We start from the raw sequence: 22,957 nt of genomic DNA on the forward strand, positions 1-22,957 counted from the left end.
GGCGCGTCGATCCAAGTGCCCGAGTCGCGGCGGCCGCTAGGCTAAGCCTATGGTGGATGGTCGTAAACCCGGTGAATATCCGTCCCATTGGGAAGCGGACGTTGTCTTGCGCAATGGCTCGACGGCACATCTACGCCCGATTCAACCAACCGACGCCGACAATTTGCAAAAAATGCATCGGAGCCAGTCGGAATCCTCCGTCTACATGCGCTATTTTACGTACAAATCCGCGCTAACGGCCAAAGAGCTTAAACGCTTCACCGAAGTGAACCACGTGGACCGGGTCGCTTTCGTGGTGATCCGCGGCGAGGACATCATCGGGGTGGGCCGCTACGACCGGCTCGACGACCCCGCCGAGGCCGAGGTCGCCTTCAACATTTCCGACGCCTACCAGGGCATGGGCGTGGGCTCGATCCTGCTCGAACACCTGGCCGCGGCGGCGCGCGAGAACGACATCGAGCGCTTCTCCGCCGAGGTGCTGCCGGAGAACCGGAAGATGCTCACGGTCTTCGCCGAGGCCGGCTATGCGGTGGCGCGGCACTTCGACGAGGGCGTGGTGATGCTCGAGTTCCCCATCGACCCCACGGAGAAATCCCGGGCGGTGATGGAATCGCGCGAGCACCGCGCCGAGGCCAAGTCGCTGGCCGGGCTGCTGGCCCCGGCCTCCATCGCGGTGATCGGCGCCAGCCGCGAATGGGGCACCATCGGGCACACGCTGCTGCACAACATCATCGAGGGCGGCTACACCGGAACCGTGTACGCGGTGAACCCGCAGGCCTTCGAGCTCGGCGGGCTGGCCAGCTACGCCTCCGTGGCCGAAGTACCCGGACCCATCGACCTTGCCGTGGTTGCCGTTCCCAAGGAATCCATCCACCAGGTCATCGCCGAATGCGCGGCGGTGGGTGCCAAGGGGCTGCTGATCGCCACCGGCGGCTTCGAGAAGGACGGCGAATCCGGGCTGGCGCGCCAGCGCGACCTGGTCCGCCTGGCCCGTGCCAACGGCATGCGCGTGATCGGCCCCGCCTCCCTGGGCCTGGTGAACACCGATCCGGCCACCTCCATGAACGCCTCGGTGGCCCCGGCCATGCCCAAGCGCGGAACCTTGGGGCTGTTCAGCCAATCCGCCGCCGTGGGCGTGCTGCTCTATGCGGCCTCGGTGCGCCGCGGCGTCGGGGTCTCCTCGATCGTCTCGGCCGGGAACCGGGCCGATGTCTCGGGCAACGACGCCATGCAGTTCTGGGAGGACGACACCGCCACGAGCGCGGTCGGCCTGTACCTTGAATCCTTCGGCAACCCGCGCAAGTTCTCCCGCATCGCCCGCCGGCTCTCGCACTCCAAGCCCGTGATCGTGGCCAAGTCCGATGTCATGGGACTGCGCCTGCCCCCGGGCCACGCGGTGCGCACCACCCAGGCGCCCACCGCCGCGGTCGATGCGATGCTGCGCCAGTCCGGGGTGATCCGGGTGCGCACCAACGAGGAATTGATGGAGGTCGCCCAGGTCGTCGCCGCCCAGCCGCTGCCGGCGGGTAACGGGATCGCGGTGCTGGCCAACTCCGCGGCCCTGGCCTCGGTGGTCGCCGACGCCGCCGGGCAGAACGGGCTCGATGTCACTGTTTCCGATGCGGACATTGCCCTGCACGACGGGGCCTCCCGCGCCCTGCCGCGGCTGGCCGCGGCCCTGGTGCGGGCGCTGGACGACCCGGCGGTGCACTGCGGGATCATCACGCTGCTGCCCGAACCCGGGCTCACCAACGCCATGCTGGCCGGGGCCATCCGCGAGGCCGCGGCACCCTCGGGCAAGCCGGTGGTGGCCGTGTTCACCGGCCTGCTGGACCCGGTGTCCACCGCCGACGGGCTGCTCGACGCCGGCACGGATGCCCACGGGCGCGGCTACGGCCTGCCCTGCTACTCCAGCCCCGGGGTCGCGGTCAACGCGCTGGCGGCCATTGTCCGCTATGCGCGCTGGGTAGCCCGGGCACACGGGGAGGTCATCGCCCCGGAGGGCATCGACGTGGCGGCGGCCGCGGACTTCATCGAGGACGCGCTGGGCGCGGTGGTCGGGGTGGATTTGCTGCACCTGTCCAAGGCGCAGGCCGCGGAACTGCTGGGCCACTACGGGATCCGGGTGCTGGAATCCGCCGGATTCGAGACCGCGGACCAGGCCGTTGCCGCCGCCGCGCGGCTGGGCTGGCCGGTGGCCATCAAGGCCCGCGACGAACACCTGCGCCACCGCCTGGATCTGGGCGGCGTCCGGCTGAACATCACCGATGAATCCTCGCTGCGCTCGAACATCGCGCACATGCGCGAGGTCCTGGACCCCTACGGGGCCACCGACCTGGAGATCCAGTCCATGGCCCCGGCCGGCCAGGGCTGCGTCATCCGCGCCGTCGAGGATCCGCTGCTGGGCCCGGTGGTCTCCTTCGGGCTGGCCGGGGACGCGGTGAACCTGCTTGACGACTGGGCGCACGGGATCCCGCCGCTGACCACCACGGACCTCTCGGACCTGGTGGGCACCCCGCGGGCCGCGGCCCGGCTGCGCGGCTATCAGGGGCTTCCCGCGGTGGACCTGGCGGCGATCGAAGACCTGGTCAACCGCGTGGCGACGCTGAAGGACAACCACCCGGAGGTGTCCCTGCTGGAGATCAATCCGGTCATGGCCACCGCCAGCGGCACGGTGGTGCTCGGCGTGGACACCTGGCTGGGCAATGCGGAGCAACGCACCGATTCGGCCCGGCGGGCCATGAGCCACTGACCCGTCGGCGCCCTTGGGTAGACTGGAGGGCATGACCCCCCTTTCTTCTGCCTCGGACCCGGACCTGCAAGCTGACCTCAACCGCGCGGGTTTCTACCCTAAGATCGTTGCGGACGTCATTGACGAGGCCCTCGACGGCCGTGAACCCGGCGGCCACCTGGTGCACCTGGAGACCCACTTCGACCAGCACGAGGTCCACCGCCACATCACCGTGCTGGTGCTGGCCGAGGACGTCCTGCTGGTCACCCACGTCGATGACCAGCAGCTCGACGAAAAGGGCAAGGAAGTCATGGCCCAGATCTCCACCGAGCTGGTCCAGCTGTCCAAGGTCGCCACCGTGGCCACCAGCTACGTCTACCACCAGCCGCAGAACTACCGCACCGGCGACATGGTCAAGGAACTGACCCTGGGCATCGCCTGGGCCGGCGCCCAGCGCATCGACCTGGCCCCGGCCGGGTGCGCGGACCCCAATTGCGATGCCGACCACGGCTACACCGGCACTTCCCAGCAGGAGGACCTGGTGCTGCGCGTCAGCGCCGAGGCCGACGGCGTCAAGGCCGTGACCGCCGCCCGCAGCTTCGCCAAGGCCATGCGCCGGGCCTCCGCCCCGCGCGGCACCGAGGTGCGCACCGTCCTTCCGGCACCCGCGGCAGAGGTCCGCGGCCGCGTAGGCTCGCGCTTCGGCCGCAACACCCACCAGGGCTAAGGCCCCGGAAAGGCACACGCATCTTGGCAACCAGCACCCGCAAGACCCCGGCCTCCGCACTTCCGGCGGCCCCGCCCTACGGCAGCAAGACCATCGCCGAGCTGCTTCCCAGCGCCGCCGCCGCGCTGGGGGTGCCGGGCTTCGAAAACCACCTGGGGCTTCCGGCGGCCAACCGCATCGCCGTGGTGATGGTCGACGGGCTGGGCAAGGCGCTGCTGCGCTCGCGCGGGGGACACGCCCCGTTCCTGCGCAAGCTCATGGAGAACTCCCAGACGCTGTTGTCTTCCTTCCCCTCCACCACCGCGGCCTCGCTGGCGTCCCTGGGCACCGGCCTGCCTCCGGGGCAACACGGGGTGGTCGGCTACGACTCCGTGGATCCGGCCCGCCGCCGCGTGGTGAACCAGCTCGGCGGCTGGCCCAAGGACCTTGACCCGCACTCCTGGCAACCGCACCCGACGGTCTTCGAGAAGGCCGCCGAGGCCGGGGTGCACACCGCCACGGTGTCCCTGTCCCAGTTCAAGGGCTCGGCGCTGACCGCGGCGGCGCTGCGCGGCCCGGTCTTCATGCCGGCCGAATCCACGCACGCCCGCGTGCGGGCCACCTGCGAGGTCCTGGCGGCCAACCCGCGCGCCCTGGTCTACTGCTACTTCAACGAGCTGGACAAGGCCGGGCACCGCCACGGCAAGGGCTCCGCGCAATGGGGCAACGCGCTGGAGGACCTGGACTCGCTCATGCGGACCCTGGCCGCCCGCGTCCCGGCCGGCACCCTGCTGCTGCTGACCGCCGACCACGGGATGGTCGACGTGGAGGAGAAGTGGCGGATCGACTACTCCGGGTTCCCCGACCTTGTCGACGGGGTGGAACTGACCGCCGGGGAACCGCGCGGGGTGCAGCTGCACTTCGATGCCGGCACCTCCGCAGAACGGCGCGAGGCCGTGGCCGAGGCCTGGCGCGAACGCTTTGGCGCAAAGGCCTGGGTCCTTTCCCGCGACGAGGCCATTGCGCACGGGCTGTTCGGGCCGGTGGCCGAGGCGGTGCGCGACCGCATCGGGGACCTGCTGATCCTGGCCGCCGAGGACGTGGCGTTCCTGGACGGGCGCAGGGTCAAGCCCGCGGCGTTTGCGATGGTCGGGCAGCACGGCTCGCTGACCCGCGCCGAGTGCGAGGTCCCGCTGCTGGTGCTGGCGAAGCCCGCGAAGAAGTAGCGGCACCAACGCCAAGGGCCCGCACCCGGCATGGGATACATGCCGGGTCCGGGCCCTTCGCTGTGCGGTCCGTGGCTCGCCGGGACCGTCCGCCGGACGGTGCCGGGGCGAAACCCGGGGATATCAGTCGTTGTTGTTGCGGCGCCCGAAGACGATCTCGTCCCAGCTGGGCACCGAGGAACGCTTGGCCTTCTTCTTGCCGCCGGCCTCGTCTTCGCCGGACTCGGCCCCGTTCTCCGGGTCCTTCTCCTCGTCGGTGCCGTGCCGGGGGCCGGGCACCAGGGAGATGGAGGTGGTGCGGGTGCTGATGCCGTCGTAGAGCTTCGGCAGCCCGTCGTCCAGCGGGGCGGGGCCGGCCAGGCGCGGGTCGTCGTCCGGGTGCGGGGAGCGGGAGAGCATCGCGGCCAGGGCGTCGTCGCCCTCCTCGTCGAGGCCCAGGCGCTGCCCGCGACGGGCGCTGAGCACGTCCAGAAGCTGTTCGGAGTCGGCCACGGCGGACTCGAAGTCCACCTCGTCGCCGTCGGCCTCGACATCGAAGGGGGCGTCGGCGACGGCGGTCAGGCGGCGGGCGCCGACCGGGGCGTCGAGCGGCTCGAGCTCGCTGAGCACCTGGGCCCAGCGGTTTGCGTTCTGCAGCGACTTGCGGCTGGGGTGGAAGGCCCACTTGGCCATCGATTCCTCGGAACCGGAATCCAGGGCGATGCTCGCATCGGTGTCGGGCAGCTCGAAGCGGGCCACCACGTCCCAGGATCCGTCGGAGGCACGCCAGGCATCCCAGGCAAGGGTTTCGTTGTCGATGCCCAGCGAGTGGATGCGGTAGGCGACCATTTCGCCGAGGTTGGCCGGCTCTTCGCCGAAGATGCTGCGGTAGCCGTCGTGGGTTTGCGGGGCTGAGACCTCGACGTTGCGGGCCTGGGCGGCGATGTATTCGCGTTCGGCCAGCACCGGGCCCTCGTAGCGCATGATGCGTTCCAGCGGCATCCCCGAATCGGCTGCGACTTCCTCGGCGGTGGCCCCGGAGCGGATCCGGGTCTGGATGTCGCGCGGCGACAGCGGGGCAACGGGCTCCTGGGAACGATCGGCGCGGGCAGCTCGAGTCACTGCACTGCGCAGCGCTTCATCGATGGGCAGCACAAAGCTGTTGCCATCCTCGCTGCTCAGGTGCAGGCTCTCACCGTTCTCGTGGATGCCCACCAGTCGGAGTTGACGCATGACTATCCTCCACAAACCGTCGTGTTATGGGTAAAACTCTGCCACCTGCACCGCCAAATACCTAAGAGGCGCCTTGGTGTGGCGCGCGGCGGCTTCATGATTATTCCCTCAAGGGAACGCTAAAACCGGTAAAACCGGGCAATAAATCCAGACTACGGGCCGGAAGGTGCAATGATAATCAGGCCGTGGGGAACCGGGCACAAAAACGACCTGTTCTGCGTTGAATCATAGGCGCATCCAAACGCGCGGGTTGACCGGGGCACCAACATGGCCCCCCGTGCAGCCCCGATACGAACGACAGCTTGAACCAAGCGGAGTGTGAAGCAGCAATTATGGCAACCGACTACGATGCACCTCGAAAGCATGCCGAAGACGATGAGAAGCCCGAGGCACTGCCCGAGCTGAAGGCGCAACGCAACACGAACACCAATGCCTCGAACCTCATTGATGAAGACGAAGCGGCACTGGCCGACAGCTACGAGCTGCCCGGCGCCGACCTCTCCGGCGAGGAGCTGGCGGTCATGGTGCTTCCGGCGCAGGCCGACGAGTTCACCTGTGCCTCCTGTTTCCTGGTGCGGCACCGCTCGCAGATCGCCCTGGAAAAGGACGGGCTGCTGTACTGCACCGACTGCGAGGGCTAGGCCGAGGGCCGGGTCCCTCGGCGAACGACAAAGCGCCCGCCGCTTCCGCTTGCCCCGTGTTTATGCGGGGGACGGAGACGGCGGGCGCTTCTGGCTGCCGCGGGGGACCGGTGGGGCCTAGGCCGTTTCCGACCCGGCGGGGGAGTCCGGGGTGTGGGCGCTGCCGGGCTCGTTCCCGGCCTCCTGCGCCTCGCGGAACTGCACCATCAGCCCGCCCAGGGCCGCGGTGAGTTCCTCCGGGCGGCGGGTGGACGCCAGCCAGTAGGGGGTGGAGTCGCGCTCATCGGTGATCTCGATGCGCACCACCGGGTCGATCCAGCCGCGGATGCACATGAAGGCGATGCCGTTCAGGCCCGGGCCGCGCTGGTGGTAGGCGGCCGAACCGCGGTAGCCGGTGACCTCGCCCACGAACTCGCGCTCGATGGTGGCCCGGCCCACGCGCACGGAGTGGTCGGTAACCTCGATGACGGGGGTGCTCATGACCAGCGCGAAGGCGATCAGGCCCAGGGCGACGATGCCGGCAACCACGCCCCAGGAGATGCCAATGGGCATGAAGGCGACGGCGGCGGTGCCGCCCAGGCCCAGCGTCACGACCCAGATCCACCAGGCGGGCCACAGCTTTTCTCGGAAGTGGACGGGGGCGGGTTGCGTTGGGGAAGGGTTCTCGGCCATACCCACAAGCATAGGCGGTGGGCCGTTGTCCCGAGGCCATCGGAAACCGCCGCAAGGGACTAGAGTTAATGGCGAAACGCGCGCGTTCGCACCGACGGCGCGCACACCCCAACCCGAACCCCTGGAGTGGAAAACACATGTCCGCATCGAGTGTCGATATCGCCCTGAAAATGCTTGATCCCGATCTTCCGGTTCCAAGCTATGCACACGAAGGGGATGCGGGAGCCGACCTGTGCGCCCGCGAGGACGTCACATTGGAGCCGGGGCAGCGCGCCTTGGTTCCCACCGGTGTTTCCCTGGCGCTGCCGCTGGGCTTCGTCGGACTCATCCACCCTCGCTCCGGACTGGCGACCAAGCACGGTTTGACCGTGGTCAATGCGCCCGGAACCGTCGATGCCGGGTACCGTGGTGAGTTGAAAGTCACGTTGTTGAACACGGATGCAACCACCCCGATCGTGCTGAAGCGCGGGGACCGCATCGCCCAACTGGTGATCCAGCGGGTCGAACGGGCCCGGTTCATCCAGGTGCAGGAACTTGATGACACCGCGCGCGGCGCCGGCGGCTTTGGCTCCACCGGCGGTTTTGAAACCGCAACCACCAGCCACTAGGTACGGCCGCCGAATCTCCGCGGTCGACACAGCAAGAGAGCTACTTCCATGATTTTCAAGCGCAAGAAGAAGGCCGAAGCCCAGGCGCAGCCCGAGCAGACGATCGCCGAGCTCAATGCCGCGGCCGAGCAGGCCAAGGAACCGGCCGCGGAGGTCCCGGCCGCCGCCGAACCTGCGTCCGCCCCGGGGGCCGGGGACAGCGCAGCGGCACCGGCCGCCGTGCGGGACACCGCCCAGGGCCCCTTTGACGGGGACGACTTCGAGGACCACGACGGCTACCTGGACCTCGGTGCCCTGCTGATCAAGCCGGTCCCCGGCCTGCAGCTGCGCCTCGAGGTCGAGGAATCCACGCAGCGGGTCATCGCCGTGGCCCTGGAGATCGGCGGCTCGCGCATGCAGCTGCAGGTCTTTGCCGCACCCAAGACCGATGAGCTGTGGCCGGGGATCTCCACGCAGATCGCCACCGGGATCGCCGACCAGGGCGGGGAAACCGAAATGGTCCCGGGCCGTTTCGGCAACGAACTGCTGGCCCGGGTTCCGCAGGTGGCTCCCGACGGACGCCAGGGCCATGTGGTGCTGCGTTTCCTGGGCGTCGACGGCCCGCGCTGGTTCCTGCGTGCGGTGATCGGCGGCGCCGCGCTGACCGACATCGAGGAAGCCAAGGCCATGGAGGATGCACTGGCCCAGGTCGTGGTGGTGCGCGGAGACACCCCGATGCCCCCGACCGAGCTCTTGCCGTTGACGGTTCCCGCCGGCGCACTGGCCCGCGCGAACGAGTCACCTGATGCCGCGGAGCAGGTCCCTGGCACCGAGCGCCCCGATCGCGGCCCGGAAATCACCCAGATCGGCTAGCGACGTGCCTAAGGACAAGGCGCCCAAGGCCAAGCCGGGCCAGCCGGCACCCGCCGCGTCTGCGGCCGCGGCAGGTGTCATGCCGCAGACCGGATTCCAGCGCCTGGCCTCGCTGGCCGAACTTCCGGTGCGCGGGCGCATCGCCCACCGCGGCTATGTCGAATCCATCACGATCCTTCCCCCGCAGCAGGCCCCGGCCTTCACCGTGACGATCGTGGACCACCCCGCACCCCCGGGTGGCCGCCGCAACGCGGTGCCGCACCTGCGGCTGGTCTTCGTGGGCCAGCGCCGGGTGCCGGGGCTCCTGGCCGGGTCAAGGATCCGCTACGAAGGCATGGTGGCGCCCATCGACCTGGTCCCCACGATCTTCAACCCGCGCTACGAGATCCTTCCCGAACGCACCGCCGCCAAATAAGCGGGCACCCGGCGGCGCCCCCATCCACAGCACCACGCCACCCAAGGACAACACAAGGCCATGAGCGAGCACAGCGAAAACACCCCCAAGCCCGAGGGCCCCGGCGCCGACAGCGGCCCGAGCGCCGAGGACGTGGCCCGGCGCATCGGTGCCAATGCCGGGATCGAACGCCGCGACAACGGGCAGATCGACGTGCTCAAGACCGTTGGCGGGGTGCGCGGGCTTCTCGAGTCGCTGCTTCCAGGCCTGGTTTTCCTGGTCATCTTCACCCTCTGGCAGCAGCTGAACCCGGCGCTGATCGCCTCGGTGGCGGTTGCGGTGGTGTTCACCGTGGCCCGGCTGGTGCGCCGCGGAGTCCTCACCCAGGCGTTGACCGGGCTAGTGGGCGTGGCAATCTGCGCGATCTTCTCCCGCGTCACCGGGGAGGCCAAGGACTACTACGTCCCGGGTTTCTACACGAACCTGGCCTACGGCGGCGCGCTGGTCGTGTCGATCCTGGTTCGCTGGCCGCTGATGGGCGTGATCTTCGGGTTCATCCGTTCGGAAAACACGAAGTGGCGCTCCAGCAAGTCCCGCACCAAGGCCTACGCCTGGGCGACCTGGATCGTGGTGGGGGTCTTCGCCGCGCGCCTGGCCGTGCAGGTTCCGCTGTATTTCGCCGACAACGTCCCGGCGCTGGGCGCCGCGCGCCTGGCCATGGGCGTGCCGCTGTATGCCGCGGGCCTGTGGGTCGCCTGGATGGTTTCCCGCCCGCAACCCGGCACCCCGGCCACCGACCCTGCCGCATAGGCCGGGGCGGCGCCGCCGCCGGCTACGGCTGTTCGGAATCCGAGTTGCGCAGCACCGCGCGCAGCTGGTCCTCGGCCACGATCGTGGTCACGAAGAACAGCTCGTCCCCGCCCTCGACGACGTCGTCCGGGCTGGGGGTCAGGGGCACGTCGTCGCGCAGGATCGCCACCACCGTGGCGTCGTCCGGCCACGGCACCGAGCCCAGGGTGCGCCCGATCAGCGCGGAATCGTGTGGCACGGTGAACTCCACCATCGACACGACCCCGGACTGCAGGGTCATCAGGCGCACCAGGTCGCCGATCTCCACCGCCTCCTCGACCAATGCGGTCATCAGGCGCGGGGTGCTCACCGCGACGTCCACGCCCCAGGCGTCGTCGAACATCCAGTCGTTCTTCGGGTTGTTGACCCGCCCCACGGTGCGACCGACCCCGAACTCGCTCTTGGCCAGCAGGGAAACGACCAGGTTGACCTTGTCGTCGCCGGTGGCCGAGACCACCACGTCGACCTCCTCGAGCTTGGCCTCCTTGAGCACCGAGAGCTCGCAGGCATCCCCGAAGAGCCAGCGCGCGCCCTGGACCCCGGCCCGCGAGACGACCTCGGGCTTTTCGTCGATGAGCAGCACCTCGTGCCCGTTGGTGATCAATTCCTTGGCAATGGAACTTCCCACGGAGCCGGCTCCGGCAATCATGACCTTCATTGTGCGTTCTGCTCCGTGGTTGGCTTGGGGGCGACGGAAAGGACCTTTTCGATGTCCTTGTCGGCATTGACCGGCATCATCGCGTGCACGATGTCGCCTTGCTGCAGCCGCATGCCGGGCACCGGCAGCACCCCTTCGCCAAAGCGCGAGAGGTAGGCGATGCGGATCGGGGCGGCGGCCTCGAGCTCCTCGAGCCCGGAGCCGTACCAGCCCTCGTGGACGTTGACCTCGCCGAGGATCAGCCGTCCGGAGGCCTCGCGGAAGTCCCCGTTGAGCGAGTGTTCGGGCAGGATCCGGCGCAGCACCTGGTCCGAGCTCCAGCGGACCGCGGCGACCGTGGGGATGCCCAGGCGCTGGTAGATCTCGGCCCGTCCCGGATCGTAGATGCGGGCCACCACGTGCGGGACGTGGTAGGTCTCGCGAGCCACCCGGGTGGCCAGGATGTTGGAGTTGTCGCCGCTGGAGACCGCGGCAAAGGCGTAGGCCTCGGAGATGTTCGCCCGTTCCAGGGTTTCGCGGTCGAATCCGACCCCGGAGACCTTCAGCCCGGAGAAGTTGCGGCGCAGCCTGCGGAAGGCGCGGTCGTCCTGGTCGATGATGGCCACCGAGTGGCCGGAGTCGTCGAGCGTGTGGGCCAGGGTCACCCCGACCCGGCCGCAACCCATGATGACGAAGTGCGCCATGATCCATCCCTTTGTTCCCGCCGTGTGCCTGCGGTCCTCCGCGGCACGGTTCACCACCAGTGTTTCACGGTTCGGGGCCCGGATGCGTGATTGTTCACGTGCCCGGGTTCGGTGTGGTGTATGACAGGGCGGGGCAAAGGCGGCTAGCTTTGGATCGTGCTTTCATTCCTTGCCGCGCTGAAGCGGATTCTGGTGGGGCGCCCCTTCAGGACCGAGAGGCTGAAGCAGGCGCCGCTTCGCAAACGCCTTGCGCTGCCCATTTTCTCCGCCTCCGCGTTCTCCTCCATCGCCTACGCCCCGGACGAGGTGATCCTCACCCTGGCGCTGGCCGGGTTGAGTGCCATGGCGTTCTCGCCCTCGGTGGGCCTGGCCGTCATGGTCGTCATGCTGGTCATCATTGCCTCCTACCGGCAGTCGGTGAAGGCCTACCCCTCCGGCGGAGGGGACTACGAGATCGCTTCGGTGAATCTGGGGCACCGCGCCGGGACCACCGTGGCCGCCGCCCTGCTGGTGGACTTCGTGCTCACCGTGGCCGTGTCGATTTCCTCGGCTTCGCACTACGTCATCGCCGCGTTCCCCGCCATGGCCGGGTCCCAGGCGTGGATCGCGACCGCCGGGGTCGTGATCCTGGCGGTGCTGAACCTGCGCGGTCGCGGCCGCTCCCGGATCGGGAGCGCCGCACCGGTGTACCTCTTTGTCGGGGTGGTGTTGGTGATGCTGGCTGCCGGCGGCATCCTGGCCGCCACCGGGAATCTGGGCACCGCACCGAGTGCCGGGTTCGAGGTCGTCCCGGACCCGGACTACCCGCACGGGCTCACCGGGCTGGCCGGCGTGCTGCTGGTGCTGCGCGCCTTCTCCACCGGCTCGGCCGCGCTGACGGGCGTGGAGGTCCCGATCTCCAACGTGCACACGCTGGCTGCGCCCAAGGCCCGCAACGCGGCGACCGTGTTGCTGCTGCTGGGGCTGATTGCCGGCGCGCTGACCCTGGGGACGATGTACCTGGCCCGGGCCGTGCAGGTCCATGTGGTCGAGGATCCGGCCACCGGGCTGCGCCTGGACGGGGGGCCGGTCCCGGCGGACTACATCCAGCACCCGGTGCTGGGCCAGCTGGCCGAGGCGATCTTCGGCGGCGAATCGGTGGGCCTGTACCTGGTGCTTGCCCTGACCGTGGCGGTGCTGCTGATGGCCTCGCACACCGCCTTCAATTCCTTCCCCAACCTGGCCTCGCACCTGGCCACCGACGGCTACCTGCCCCGCCAGCTGCGCACCCGCGGGGACCGGCTGGGCTTCTCCAATGGCATCCTGGCCCTGGCCATCGCCGCCATCGTGCTGATCTGGCTTTTCAACGCCCACGTGCCGACGCTGATCCAGCTCTACGTGGTGGGCGTGTTCGTATCCTTCACGCTGAGCCAGCTGGGCATGATCAGGCACTGGGGCCGCGAACTGGCCCAGACCCCGGACAAGCGGGTGCGCGCCCGCATCCACCGCTCGAGGCTGCTGAACCTGGTGGGCTTCGGCCTCACCGCGGCGGTGCTGGTGATCGTGCTGGGAACCCGGCTGGTGCACGGCGCCTGGCTGGCGGTGCTGGGCATCGCGGTGCTCTTCTTCATGATGGATTCCCTGCACCGGCACTACGTGCAGGTCGACAAGGAACTGGCCATCGGCGCCGACGACTCGGCCACCGCGCTGCCGGCCCGTGTGCACGCCCTGGTGCTGGTCTCCACGCTGCGCAAGCCGGTGCTGCGGGCCGTGGCCTTCGCCCGCGCCGCCCGGCCCTCGAAGCTCGATGCCATCGTGGTGGACGCGGACTCCGAGCGCACCGAGGCGACGCTGAAGCAGTGGGAGGCCCTGGGCATCCCGGTGCCGATCACGGTGCTGGCCTCCCCGTACCGGGAGATCTCCGCGCCGCTGATCGAGCACATCCGCTCCATCAAGCGCGATTCCCCGCGCGACTTGATCGTCGTGTATATCCCCGAATACGTGGTGGGCCGCTGGTGGGAGCAGCTGGTGCACAACCAGACGGCGATGCGCATCAAAAACCGGCTGCACTACGAGCCCGGGGTCGTGGTGGCCTCGGTGCCGTGGCGCCTGGCCTCCTCGGACGTCTCGACGTTCCTGGGCCCCACCGAGCAGGGCTCGGCCGGGACCAAGCCCCGCAACACTTCCGCAACACTTCCGATCTCCAAGCCGAAAGACACGCCATGAGCACGCACGAAAACATCCTGAAGGTGCGCCTGGGCGCACCCGCCCACGGCGGACACACCGTCGCCCGCCACGAGGGCCGGGTGATCTTCGTGCGCCACGGGATCCCCGGCGAACTGGTGTCCGTCGCGGTGCGCGAGGACGGCGAGAAGGCCCGCTTCTGGCGCGGCGACGTCGTGGAGGTCCACGAGCCGGCCGAATCCCGGGTGCCGCATTTCTGGACACAGGCTGATTCCCTGCACGCGGCCGCACGCGGCGCGCTGCCGGTGGGCGGCGCCGAATTCGGGCACATCTCGCTGGAGGCCCAGCGGGAGATCAAGGGCCGGATCTTCATCGAGCAGCTGGAGCGCCTGGGCGGCATCGACGCCGCCGAACACGGTTTCACCGGTGTGCGGGCGCCCGAGGGCGAGAGCGCGGACGCGCTGGGCTGGCGCACGCGCACGGCGTTCGCCGTCGATGCCAAGGGCCGCCTGGCCATGAGTCCCTTCCGCTCCAACGACCTGGTCCCGGTCAAGGAGATGCCGCTGGCGCATCCGAAGATCAACGAGCTCAAGCTCTGGGAGCTGCCGCTGGTGGGCATCAGCCGCATCGAGGTTGCCGTTGGCTCGGGGGAGGACTCCGGCGTGCTGGTGCTGTTCGTCGAGGACGGCACGGTCGCCGGGGCCGCCGGGCGTGCGGCCAAGCGCCTGCCGGAAGGGGTTTCCGCGGCCTCCGTCACCCAGGTCGGCGGCTCGGTGGCCGACGGCCGCGGCGCGCTGCAGCGCCTGCGCGGCCGCACCTGGCTTTCGGAGTCCGTGGCCGGACACGACTACCGGATCACCGGCGAGGGCTTCTGGCAGATCCACCGCCTGGCCCCGGCCACCCTGGTCGAGCGCGTCATGGCCCAGCTGTCCCCGGGCTACGGCACCCGGGTTGCGGACCTCTACGCCGGCGCGGGGCTCTTCAGCGCCCCGCTGGCCAAGGCCGTGGGCGACGACGGCATGCTGCTGTCCATCGAGGGCGCCCCGGGCACCAGCAAGGACGCGGTCAAGAACCTGCGCGAGTTCCCCCAGGCGATCATTTCCCAGGGCCGTGTCGAGAAGACGCTGTCGCGGGAATTGAACACCCGCAAGGCCAAGCTCGACTCGATCGTGCTTGACCCGCCGCGCACCGGTGCAGGCAAGACGGCCGTCTCCGCGATGGCCCGTTCGGGCGCCCAGAAGATCTCCTACGTTTCCTGCGATCCGGCCTCGTTCGCCCGCGACACCGCAGACCTGGCCGCTGCCGGCTTCCGACTGGACGAGGTCGAGGTCATCGACCTGTATCCGCACACGCACCACATGGAGACGGTCGGATTGTTTGTCCGCCGCTGAGCGAAGATGTGACCCCGTTGAACCCGTAAATGTCGGGTTGGCGGGGTTCGATGGGCGGTGGGGGATAGACTGTCTATAGCTCTGTCGCAAGAATCCACGAGTTGAACTCAGTTAGGACCGCCTAACTGGATTTCCTTGTGGGTGTGCAACGAAGATGAAGAATCCGGCGAGAGGAGTCCCCGTGAGCAATGTGGACAGTTTTGGTGCCAAGGGCGTATTGGACGTCAAGGGCAACGAATATGAAATTTACCGGCTGAACGCCGTCGAAGGCGCGCAAAGCCTTCCGTACAGCCTCAAGGTTCTGTTGGAGAACCTGCTTCGCACCGAAGACGGTGCGAACATCACCGCGGACCACGTCAAGGCCCTGGGCCAGTGGGATCCCGCGTCCGAACCCAACACCGAAATCCAGTTCACCCCGGCACGCGTCTTGATGCAGGACTTCACCGGTGTTCCGTGCATCGTTGACCTCGCCACGATGCGCGAGGCCGTCAAGGACCTGGGTGGCGACCCCACCCGCGTGAACCCGTTGGCACCTGCCGAAATGGTCATCGACCACTCCGTGCAGATCGACGCATTCGGCAACGCCGGTGCGCTCGAGCGCAACATGGAGATCGAGTACCAGCGCAACGGCGAGCGTTACCAGTTCCTGCGCTGGGGCCAGACCGCGTTCGACGACTTCAAGGTCGTCCCGCCAGGCACCGGCATCGTGCACCAGGTGAACATCGAGTTCCTGGCCCGCACCGTGATGACCCGCGAGGTCAACGGCGTGCTGCGTGCCTACCCGGACACCTGCGTCGGCACCGACTCGCACACCACCATGGTCAACGGCATGGGCGTGCTGGGCTGGGGCGTGGGCGGCATCGAGGCCGAGGCAGCGATGCTCGGCCAGCCGGTGTCCATGCTGATCCCGCGCGTGGTGGGCTTCAAGCTCTCCGGCGCGATCGCCGCCGGCGCCACCGCGACCGACGTCGTGCTGACCATCACCGAGATGCTGCGCAAGCACGGCGTCGTGGGCAAGTTCGTGGAGTTCTACGGACAGGGCGTTGCCGAGGTTCCGCTGGCAAACCGCGCGACCATCGGCAACATGTCCCCGGAATTCGGTTCCACCGCGGCCATGTTCCCGATTGACGATGTCACCCTGGACTACCTGCGCCTGACCGGCCGCTCCGAGGAGAACGTGGACCTCGTCGAGGCCTACGCCAAGGAGCAGGGCCTGTGGCACGACCCGAGCCGCGAGATCCGCTTCTCCGAGTTCCTCGAGCTGGACCTGTCCACCGTGGTTCCCTCCATCGCCGGCCCGAAGCGTCCCCAGGACCGCATCGAGCTTTCCAGCGCGAAGGAGCAGTTCCGCAAGGACATCCACAACTACGCCGAAGGCGCAGCCGACGAGCTGGGCATCGGACGCCCGTCGACCTCCGTCGAGGTCACCAAGGCAGACGGCACGAGCTTCTCGATCGACCACGGCCTGGTTTCCATCGCCTCGATCACCTCGTGCACCAACACGTCCAACCCCTCGGTCATGCTTGCCGCAGCACTGCTGGCACGCAAGGCAGTGGAAAAGGGCCTGGTGTCCAAGCCTTGGGTCAAGACATCCGTCGCCCCGGGCTCGAAGGTCGTCACCGAGTACTACGAGAAGTCCGGCCTGATGCCGTACCTGGAGAAGCTCGGCTTCTTCATCGTGGGCTACGGCTGCGCCACCTGCATCGGCAACTCCGGTCCGCTGGACGCCGAGATCTCCGAGGCCATCCAGGCCCACGACCTCTCCGCCACCGCAGTGCTCTCGGGCAACCGCAACTTCGAAGGCCGCATCAACCCGGACGTGAAGATGAACTACCTGGCGTCCCCGCCACTGGTCATCGCCTACGCCCTGGCCGGCACCATGGACTTCGACTTCGAGAACGATTCGCTGGGCACCGACGAGGCCGGCAACGAGGTGTTCCTCAAGGACATCTGGCCGACCCCGACCGAGGTCCAGGCCACGATGGATTCCTCCATCGACGCGGACATGTTTGCCCGCGGCTACGAGGGCGTCTTCGACGGCGACGACCGCTGGAAGGCCCTGGACACCCCGGCGGGCAACACCTTCGAGTGGGCCGAGGATTCGACCTACGTCCGCAAGCCCCCGTACTTCGAGGGCATGACCGCAACCCCGGCACCGGTGGAGAACATCTCCGGCGCCCGCGTGCTGCTGAAGCTGGGCGATTCGGTCACCACCGACCACATCTCCCCGGCCGGTTCGTTCAAGTCCGATTCACCGGCCGGCCAGTACCTGCTGGCCAACGGCGTGGACCGCAAGGACTTCAACTCCTACGGCTCGCGCCGTGGCAACCACGAGGTCATGATCCGCGGCACGTTCGCGAACATCCGCATCCGCAACCAGATCCTGGACAACGTCGAGGGTGGCTTCACCCGCGACTTCACCCAGGAAGGTGCTCCGCAGGCCTACGTCTACGACGCTGCGCAGAACTACAAGGAAGCCGGCACCCCGCTGGTCATCCTGGGCGGCAAGGAATACGGATCGGGCTCCTCGCGCGACTGGGCAGCCAAGGGCACCGCGTTGCTGGGCGTCAAGGCCGTCATCACCGAGTCGTTCGAGCGCATCCACCGCTCGAACCTCATCGGCATGGGCGTTCTTCCGCTGCAGTTCCCGGCCGGCGAAAACGCCGAGACCCTGGGCCTGACCGGCACCGAGACCTTCTCCGTCGAGGGAGTGACCGAACTCAACAACGGCACCACCCCCAAGACCCTGAAGGTCACCGCCGTGGCCGAGGACGGCAAGACCGTCTCCTTCGATGCCGACCTGCGCATCGACACCCCGGGCGAGGCGGACTACTACCGCAACGGTGGCATCCTGCAGTACGTCCTGCGCCAGATCTCCGCCAGCTAACCAGCCGGCGCACGATCCACGCACCGCAAGGGCGGTCCGTTCCGAAGCAATTCGGAGCGGACCGCCCTTGTGGCGTTAACGCCGGGGGATCTTCCGCGCCCCGGGCCGCCGCGGGCGTGCGATTTCATGGCTTCAACGCCGGTTTTGGGTTTTACTGGTCGTATCAGCCCCGACTCCATTGGAATGAGGTCGAACATCATGGATACGAGCCAGCTGGTGTGGATCATCGTCATCGTCGTGGTCATTCTGGTGGTCCTTGGCCTGGTGCTTTTCCTCTCGCGACGGCGGAAGCGGGAAAAGGACCTCGAAGAGGCGAAGGCATTGCGCGAGGCGGCGTCCGAGCAAGAACGGGACGCACGGGAAAAGGAAGCCCGGGCCGCACGGGCCGCGGCTGACGCGCAACTGGCACAAGTGGACGCCGACCGCCTCCAGGAAGAAGCCCGGAACCTCAGCGACGGCGCCCAGTCGGCACGCTCCAGCGCCCGCGAGCGGGCCAAGCATGCCCAGACGCTCGACCCGGAGTCCGGAGACGCGGTTCCGGACCGCGCGCCAGAAACGGATCCCGACCGCGCGCCGGACGGGAGCGAGGCGGGCGGTGCGAGACGCGATCAGGTTCGCGACCGCCGGGACGGGGATCCCGCCGGGCCCTGAGCGGAGCGCGCCGATGCCCGGGCGAGCCGAGCGGCCGGGACATCAGGCCGGTGGCGTTCCAAGATCGGCGTTCAGCTCCGCCACACGGGCTGCAAGGTCGTCACGCAGGAACACCATGCGCTCACGATCGGTGGCCAGCCCGGCGGGGGCTTCGTTGGGCACCCAACGTTCCATCGTGACGCCCTCCAGCTCGGGAACCCGGGCCTCGCCGACGATGATGACGCGGTCGGCAGCGCGCAACGCCTGCTCGGTCAGCGCAGTGGGGACCTCCGAACGCATGTCGGCGCCGGATTCCTCGGCGACGGAGGCAGCGAGTTCGTTGATGCTGTGCGCCGGGAGCAGTCCGGCGGACTGCACCCGCACGGTGCCGCCCGCGGCTTGGCGCAGCAGCGCGGCGGCCAACTGCGATTTGCCGCCGTTGGTGTTGCAAACAAACAGGACAGTGGGTTCCTGGCCGGTGGCGGAGTTCATGGTGCGGTGCATCCTTCGGTGAGGGGACTCTCGGTAAGGGGAAAGCCGCCCAGTGGCGCCCGCCCGGGTTCGATCCTATGTGCGGGCAGCGAGGGGAGGCCAGCGGCGGCCGGGTGCCGTCGCCGGGGATGTGTTGTTCGCCGCCATCGTGCCGGGCCCCAACCCGCAAGCGGTAAGATTGAACGGGTATTTGTCATCTCGAAAGGACTGCCTCCGTGCCATTGCTTCAGACCATCAAGGAACCGCGGGACCTTCGTGGCCTGGACGCGGCCCAAATGCAGCAACTGGCCAAGGAAATCCGCTCGTTCCTGATCAAGAACGTGGCCCGAACCGGCGGACACCTGGGCCCGAACCTCGGCGTGGTCGAACTGACCCTGGGCATCCACCGGGCCTTCGATTCACCCACCGACTCCATCATTTTCGACACCGGGCACCAGTCCTACGTGCACAAGCTGCTGACCGGCCGCCAGGACTTCTCCACGCTGCGCCAGGCCGGCGGGCTCTCCGGATACCCCGAACGCGCCGAATCCGTCCACGACATCGTCGAATCCTCGCACGCCTCCTCCTCGCTGTCCTGGGCCGACGGGATCTCCCGCGCCCGCAAGCTCACCGGGGAGGCCGACCGCTACGTGGTCGCCCTGGTGGGCGACGGCGCCCTGACCGGCGGCATGGCCTGGGAAGCGGTCAACAACATCGCCGCCGACAAGGACCGCCGGGTGGTCATCGTGGTCAACGACAACGGCCGCTCCTACGCCCCGACCATCGGCGGGCTCGCCGACCAACTGGCCGGGCTGCGCCAGCGCCTGGACCAGTTCCGCACGCACCCCGCCTACGAAGACACCATGGACAAGCTCAAGAACCGGCTGAAGGACTCGGGCGCGGTGGGCCAGTTCGCCTACAAGTCACTGCATGCCACCAAGAAGGGCATCAAGGACTGGTGGGCACCCCAGGGACTCTTCGAGGACCTGGGCATGAAGTACATCGGCCCCATCGACGGGCACAACCAGGGGGCCGTCGACGAGGCGCTGCTGCAGGCGCGGAAGTTCGCCGGCCCGGTCATCGTGCACGCGCTGACCGAGAAGGGCCGCGGCTACGCGCCCGCCCGCGCCGACGAGGCTGACCAGTTCCACGCCGTGGGGGTCATCGATCCGCAGACCGGCGAGCCGGTCTCCAAGGCCTCGGCCCGCTCCTGGACCAGTGTCTTTGGCGAGGAGATCGCCGACATCGCCGACGAGCGGGCAGACATCGTCGCGATCACCGGGGCGATGCTGCAGCCGGTGGGACTGAAGACCATGGCCGAACGCCACCCCGACCGCGTGCTGGATGTCGGCATCGCCGAACAGCACGCGATGACCTCCGCCGCCGGACTGGCCTTCGGCGGCTTGCACCCGGTGGTCTGCGTCTACGCGACCTTCCTGAACCGCGCCTTCGACCAGCTGCTCATGGACGTGGCCCTGCACAAGGCGGGTGTCACCGTGGTGCTGGACCGTGCCGGGGTCACCGGCCCGGACGGCCCCAGCCACCACGGCATGTGGGACATGGCATTGATGCAGATCGTGCCCCACCTGCACCTGGCCGCCCCGCGCGACGCGGTGCGCCTGCGCGAGGAATTGCGCGAGGCCGTGGCCATCAAGGATGCGCCCTCGGTGGTGCGGTTCTCCAAGGGCAACGTGGGACCGGAGATCGTCGCGATCCAGCGCCTGCACGACGGCGTGGACATCCTGGCCAAGCTCGGTGCCGGCGAGGAACGCGACGTGCTCATCGTCTCGGTGGGAGCCATGAGCGAGCTCTGCCTGGACGTCGCGGCGCGCCTGAACGCCCAGGGCATCACCGTCACGGTGGTCGACCCGCGCTGGGTGCTGCCGGTGCCGCGCTCCATCATCGGCCTGGCCGCCCGCCACCGCATCGTGGTCTGCGTCGAGGACGGCGTGCGCGCCGGAGGCGTGGGATCGCGGATCCGCCAGGAAATGCGGGCCGCCGGGGTCGACACGGCGCTGAACGAGGTCGGGCTGCCCACCGAGTTCCTCGCCCACGGCACCCGCGGCGAGGTCATGGAGCGGGTCGGGCTCACCGCCGACCGGATCGCCAACGACACCCTGGCCCAGGTGCTGGGCACCAAGGTCCCCTTCGCCCGGCCGCTGCCCGGGGCCGAGATGCCCACCGGACAGATTCCCCAGCTGTGAGCGCAGCAGCACCGGTGCCCGCGAACCTGCCCCGGGACCCGGCCGGCGCCGCCCCCGGGGACCTGGTGGTGGCCCGTGCCTGGAAATACGACGGGCACCCGCACTGGGTGGTGCCCGGGCGCTACCTGGGCGCGGATACCCATGGCCATTGGATCTACCAGCCGGCAGGCTCGCTGGTCTCGCGTCCCGGCCACGGACACTGGGCCGACACCGATGCGGTCTGCCTGGTGCCGCGTGCCGGGCAATGGCTGGGCACGTTCTACGACGACCCCGCCGAGGACTTCCGCGTGTACCTTGACCTGTCCACGCAGATCGGTTGGCGTGAACTGGCCCGCGGCGGCTGGGAAGCGAACTCCGTGGACATGGACCTGGATGTCGTCGACTCGCGCTCGCGCGGGGTCTTCCTCGATGACGAGGACGAATTTGCGCAGCACGCCGCGGCCATGGGCTACCCGCCGGCGCTGGTCCGGAGCATCGGGGCCGAGGCGCGGACGCTGCTGCATGCGGTCGGGCAGGGACATGCCCCCTTCGACGGCACCGCCACCGGCTGGCTGGCCCGCGGCCGCACCGAATTTTCACAGACACCATCCCGCTAAGGAGCACCACCATATGTCAATAGTTCGCACCTACCGACGCGACGAAGATGGAACCCTATACTTCCGCGAGGCCTGGTTCTCCACCTACGAGGGCGAAGAGCTTGGCCAGTTCGTCGTCAACCACGGCACCGTCGGGCACATGTCCACGACCGAGACCGCCAAGGACGTCAACGAGGCCACCGCCACGGGCCTGCTGGACGCCTTCACCGAGCAGTGCCAGGTCGACGGCTTCGCGACCATCACGGACGCCGACCAGGGCTGGGTCATCGTGCAGTACGCGCTGAAGACCGCCGAGGGCACCGACCGCGACCGCTACCTGGAAGCCACGGCCAAGGAGGCCCTGGTGGGCCACCTGGCGTGGCGCGGACTGGGAACCGTGGAGTCCTCCGACTTCGCGACCCGCAAGCTGAACATCAGGATCCTCTCGCCGGAGCCGAAGAAGGCCGTGTCGGCCATCAAGACCTGCCTGCGCGAAGCCAAGCTGGACTTTACCAAGCTGTCCATCGCGACCGCGCCGTTCGAGGACGTTGAGAAACTCCGCCAGGCCTACCCGCTGCCGGCCAAGGCACCCTTCTCCCTGGGCTAAGGGCTACGGACAAACGCCCGGCAGCGAGGGATCGTTGCCGGGCGTTGTGCTGCCCGAATTCGGTGCGCTGTGGCTACCATGGATCCAGATTCGTGGAGGGGTCAAGGGGACCGCGTCCGGCCAGCCAGGCCATGAACAATCGCTTTTCGGAGGGGTTGCCCAGCCTACCCGGGGCGGTTGCGAGGAGCATCGGGAGATCCCAGCCCACATATTCCTCGGGCCAGTCCAGTGGCGTGTAGCCGAGCCCGAGATCCACATGGTGCATTTCCACTTCGCGCAGCCGGTGGGCGGGGCAGCCCGAAACGCCGTAGTGCCCTCCGCCGAGGAAATGGCCGTTGGGCCACCCGGCGTCGGAGGACCGGTCGAACACCTCTTCCAGGTGCGCCATGCTGCTGCGGAGGTCGGCAACGACCTGAACGGCCGGCCTTCCGGCGCCATCCTCGATCTCGACCCGGCGCTGGCCCTCTCCGCTGGCGTACTTGGGAACATCCTGCCCGTCCAGGGCGCCGGCCAGGCGTCGCGTGTGCGCATCGGCGTTGCGGGCCAGATGGGTCAGGACATGGCCCACGCTCCAGCCGGGCAGTTGGCTCGGTGCGCGAACCTCGGGGTCCGCCAGGTTTGCCACATTGCCCATCAACCGCGCCTGCGCCTCGCGGCACAGCCGGGAGGCGCGCTCCGGATCGTTCTCAAGGTCCACGGCTGCACCAACCTTTCCTGTTCACTTTCACTCTTGCCCACGCGATTCTTCCACACGCGTCTCGGGCGTCGTCCATCGGGCCACCAGGTCCACGACGCTT

21 protein-coding genes are annotated in these 22,957 nt (G+C 68.6%); 15 read left to right on the forward strand and 6 right to left on the reverse strand.

Translation table 11 applies throughout. The features are described from left to right. Positions 1 to 49: 49 nt before the first annotated feature. The 3 genes from FPY90_RS01210 to FPY90_RS01220 are packed head-to-tail and all read left to right on the forward strand — an operon-like array spanning position 50 to position 4,663. The gene (locus FPY90_RS01210) at positions 50 to 2,752 is read left to right on the forward strand and encodes a bifunctional acetate--CoA ligase family protein/GNAT family N-acetyltransferase (RefSeq protein ID WP_498683387.1); all 2,703 of its coding nucleotides are present in this window, start codon (positions 50 to 52) and stop codon (positions 2,750 to 2,752) included. 31 nt (positions 2,753 to 2,783) lie between these two features. Continuing rightward, positions 2,784 to 3,458 (forward strand): DUF5998 family protein, encoded by a 675-nt coding sequence (locus FPY90_RS01215; protein ID WP_071213405.1) that lies wholly within the window; start codon positions 2,784 to 2,786, stop codon positions 3,456 to 3,458. A gap of 23 nt (positions 3,459 to 3,481) precedes the next feature. Further along, on the forward strand, positions 3,482 to 4,663 hold the full coding sequence (locus FPY90_RS01220; RefSeq protein WP_498683389.1) for an alkaline phosphatase family protein: 1,182 nt from the start codon (positions 3,482 to 3,484) through the stop codon (positions 4,661 to 4,663). 123 nt (positions 4,664 to 4,786) lie between these two features. Here the strand turns inward: FPY90_RS01220 and sepH are convergent, their stop codons facing one another. Then, positions 4,787 to 5,875 carry a septation protein SepH gene (gene sepH / locus FPY90_RS01225; protein ID WP_498683391.1) on the reverse strand — a complete coding sequence of 363 codons (1,089 nt, stop codon included), beginning with the start codon at positions 5,873 to 5,875 and terminating at the stop codon, positions 4,787 to 4,789. Between the two features lie 332 nt (positions 5,876 to 6,207). On the opposite strand from sepH, the gene FPY90_RS01230 reads away from it, so the two are divergent. Next, entirely contained in the window at positions 6,208 to 6,516 is a 309-nt protein-coding gene (locus FPY90_RS01230) for a DUF4193 domain-containing protein (protein WP_498683392.1), read from the forward strand. A gap of 117 nt (positions 6,517 to 6,633) precedes the next feature. Here the strand turns inward: FPY90_RS01230 and FPY90_RS01235 are convergent, their stop codons facing one another. Then, positions 6,634 to 7,188 (reverse strand): DUF3093 domain-containing protein, encoded by a 555-nt coding sequence (locus FPY90_RS01235; RefSeq protein ID WP_498683393.1) that lies wholly within the window; start codon positions 7,186 to 7,188, stop codon positions 6,634 to 6,636. Between the two features lie 137 nt (positions 7,189 to 7,325). On the opposite strand from FPY90_RS01235, the gene dut reads away from it, so the two are divergent. From dut to FPY90_RS01255, 4 genes are read left to right on the forward strand one after another with little or no spacing between them, the layout of a single operon-like run. After that, positions 7,326 to 7,796 carry a dUTP diphosphatase gene (gene dut, locus FPY90_RS01240; protein WP_071213400.1) on the forward strand — a complete coding sequence of 157 codons (471 nt, stop codon included), beginning with the start codon at positions 7,326 to 7,328 and terminating at the stop codon, positions 7,794 to 7,796. A 48-nt stretch (positions 7,797 to 7,844) separates the two neighbouring features. Then, complete coding sequence (locus tag FPY90_RS01245; protein WP_498683394.1) at positions 7,845 to 8,648, forward strand: DUF3710 domain-containing protein; 804 nt, start codon at positions 7,845 to 7,847, stop codon at positions 8,646 to 8,648. Positions 8,649 to 8,652: 4 nt separating this feature from the next. Next, positions 8,653 to 9,063 carry a hypothetical protein gene (locus tag FPY90_RS01250; RefSeq protein WP_083410992.1) on the forward strand — a complete coding sequence of 137 codons (411 nt, stop codon included), beginning with the start codon at positions 8,653 to 8,655 and terminating at the stop codon, positions 9,061 to 9,063. A 60-nt stretch (positions 9,064 to 9,123) separates the two neighbouring features. Then, positions 9,124 to 9,852: a DUF3159 domain-containing protein gene (locus FPY90_RS01255; RefSeq protein WP_498683396.1), complete on the forward strand. Its 729-nt coding sequence runs from the start codon at positions 9,124 to 9,126 to the stop codon at positions 9,850 to 9,852. A 22-nt stretch (positions 9,853 to 9,874) separates the two neighbouring features. Here the strand turns inward: FPY90_RS01255 and FPY90_RS01260 are convergent, their stop codons facing one another. Continuing rightward, positions 9,875 to 10,549 (reverse strand): potassium channel family protein, encoded by a 675-nt coding sequence (locus tag FPY90_RS01260; RefSeq protein WP_071213396.1) that lies wholly within the window; start codon positions 10,547 to 10,549, stop codon positions 9,875 to 9,877. Next, the gene (locus tag FPY90_RS01265; RefSeq protein WP_498683399.1) at positions 10,546 to 11,232 is read right to left on the reverse strand and encodes a potassium channel family protein; all 687 of its coding nucleotides are present in this window, start codon (positions 11,230 to 11,232) and stop codon (positions 10,546 to 10,548) included. Before FPY90_RS01265 ends, FPY90_RS01260 begins: the two co-directional genes overlap by 4 nt. A gap of 156 nt (positions 11,233 to 11,388) precedes the next feature. Here FPY90_RS01265 and FPY90_RS01270 point away from each other — a divergent pair, with 156 nt between their 5' ends. The 4 genes from FPY90_RS01270 (at position 11,389) to FPY90_RS01285 (ending at position 18,324) form a co-directional block, all read left to right on the forward strand. Next, the gene (locus FPY90_RS01270; protein WP_498683400.1) at positions 11,389 to 13,437 is read left to right on the forward strand and encodes an APC family permease; all 2,049 of its coding nucleotides are present in this window, start codon (positions 11,389 to 11,391) and stop codon (positions 13,435 to 13,437) included. After that, a complete protein-coding gene (locus FPY90_RS01275) occupies positions 13,434 to 14,786 on the forward strand; it encodes a class I SAM-dependent RNA methyltransferase (protein ID WP_071213394.1) in 1,353 nt (450 codons plus the stop codon). Before FPY90_RS01270 ends, FPY90_RS01275 begins: the two co-directional genes overlap by 4 nt. A gap of 181 nt (positions 14,787 to 14,967) precedes the next feature. After that, positions 14,968 to 17,673 carry an aconitate hydratase AcnA gene (acnA, locus tag FPY90_RS01280; RefSeq protein WP_498683401.1) on the forward strand — a complete coding sequence of 902 codons (2,706 nt, stop codon included), beginning with the start codon at positions 14,968 to 14,970 and terminating at the stop codon, positions 17,671 to 17,673. Positions 17,674 to 17,871: 198 nt separating this feature from the next. Then, positions 17,872 to 18,324: a hypothetical protein gene (locus FPY90_RS01285; RefSeq protein WP_498683403.1), complete on the forward strand. Its 453-nt coding sequence runs from the start codon at positions 17,872 to 17,874 to the stop codon at positions 18,322 to 18,324. A gap of 42 nt (positions 18,325 to 18,366) precedes the next feature. On the opposite strand, the gene FPY90_RS01290 is transcribed toward FPY90_RS01285, so the two are convergent. After that, positions 18,367 to 18,795 (reverse strand): arsenate reductase/protein-tyrosine-phosphatase family protein, encoded by a 429-nt coding sequence (locus tag FPY90_RS01290; RefSeq protein WP_498683405.1) that lies wholly within the window; start codon positions 18,793 to 18,795, stop codon positions 18,367 to 18,369. A 215-nt stretch (positions 18,796 to 19,010) separates the two neighbouring features. Between FPY90_RS01290 and dxs the strand changes: the two genes are divergently transcribed. Genes dxs through FPY90_RS01305 form a run of 3 tightly spaced genes read left to right on the forward strand, consistent with a single transcriptional unit; the run spans position 19,011 to position 22,160 of the window. Next, positions 19,011 to 20,978, forward strand: coding sequence for a 1-deoxy-D-xylulose-5-phosphate synthase (dxs, locus tag FPY90_RS01295; RefSeq protein WP_071213385.1), 1,968 nt, complete (start codon positions 19,011 to 19,013; stop codon positions 20,976 to 20,978). Continuing rightward, positions 20,975 to 21,574 (forward strand): DUF402 domain-containing protein, encoded by a 600-nt coding sequence (locus tag FPY90_RS01300; RefSeq protein ID WP_071213384.1) that lies wholly within the window; start codon positions 20,975 to 20,977, stop codon positions 21,572 to 21,574. Before dxs ends, FPY90_RS01300 begins: the two co-directional genes overlap by 4 nt. Positions 21,575 to 21,587: 13 nt before the next feature. Then, positions 21,588 to 22,160, forward strand: a complete 573-nt coding sequence (locus FPY90_RS01305) for a hypothetical protein (RefSeq protein WP_071213383.1) — start codon at positions 21,588 to 21,590, stop codon at positions 22,158 to 22,160. Positions 22,161 to 22,233: 73 nt separating this feature from the next. Here the strand turns inward: FPY90_RS01305 and FPY90_RS01310 are convergent, their stop codons facing one another. Then, a complete protein-coding gene (locus FPY90_RS01310; RefSeq protein WP_071213382.1) occupies positions 22,234 to 22,857 on the reverse strand; it encodes a maleylpyruvate isomerase family mycothiol-dependent enzyme in 624 nt (207 codons plus the stop codon). Between the last annotated feature and the right edge of the window lie 100 nt (positions 22,858 to 22,957).

Origin of the sequence: Arthrobacter sp. C2 (assembly GCA_024207135.1) — a bacterium.
Classification (GTDB): Bacteria; Actinomycetota; Actinomycetes; order Actinomycetales; family Micrococcaceae; genus Paeniglutamicibacter.

Coding starts and splice junctions, on each gene's coding strand:
- FPY90_RS01210 (WP_498683387.1), top strand. CDS start 50: ATGGTGGATGGTCGTAAACCCGGTGAATATCCGTCCCATTGGGAAGCG.
- FPY90_RS01215 (WP_071213405.1), top strand. CDS start 2,784: ATGACCCCCCTTTCTTCTGCCTCGGACCCGGACCTGCAAGCTGACCTC.
- sepH (WP_498683391.1), bottom strand. CDS start 5,875: ATGCGTCAACTCCGACTGGTGGGCATCCACGAGAACGGTGAGAGCCTG.
- FPY90_RS01230 (WP_498683392.1), top strand. CDS start 6,208: ATGGCAACCGACTACGATGCACCTCGAAAGCATGCCGAAGACGATGAG.
- FPY90_RS01235 (WP_498683393.1), bottom strand. CDS start 7,188: ATGGCCGAGAACCCTTCCCCAACGCAACCCGCCCCCGTCCACTTCCGA.
- dut (WP_071213400.1), top strand. CDS start 7,326: ATGTCCGCATCGAGTGTCGATATCGCCCTGAAAATGCTTGATCCCGAT.
- FPY90_RS01245 (WP_498683394.1), top strand. CDS start 7,845: ATGATTTTCAAGCGCAAGAAGAAGGCCGAAGCCCAGGCGCAGCCCGAG.
- FPY90_RS01255 (WP_498683396.1), top strand. CDS start 9,124: ATGAGCGAGCACAGCGAAAACACCCCCAAGCCCGAGGGCCCCGGCGCC.
- FPY90_RS01260 (WP_071213396.1), bottom strand. CDS start 10,549: ATGAAGGTCATGATTGCCGGAGCCGGCTCCGTGGGAAGTTCCATTGCC.
- FPY90_RS01265 (WP_498683399.1), bottom strand. CDS start 11,232: ATGGCGCACTTCGTCATCATGGGTTGCGGCCGGGTCGGGGTGACCCTG.
- FPY90_RS01275 (WP_071213394.1), top strand. CDS start 13,434: ATGAGCACGCACGAAAACATCCTGAAGGTGCGCCTGGGCGCACCCGCC.
- FPY90_RS01285 (WP_498683403.1), top strand. CDS start 17,872: ATGGATACGAGCCAGCTGGTGTGGATCATCGTCATCGTCGTGGTCATT.
- FPY90_RS01290 (WP_498683405.1), bottom strand. CDS start 18,795: ATGAACTCCGCCACCGGCCAGGAACCCACTGTCCTGTTTGTTTGCAAC.
- FPY90_RS01305 (WP_071213383.1), top strand. CDS start 21,588: ATGTCAATAGTTCGCACCTACCGACGCGACGAAGATGGAACCCTATAC.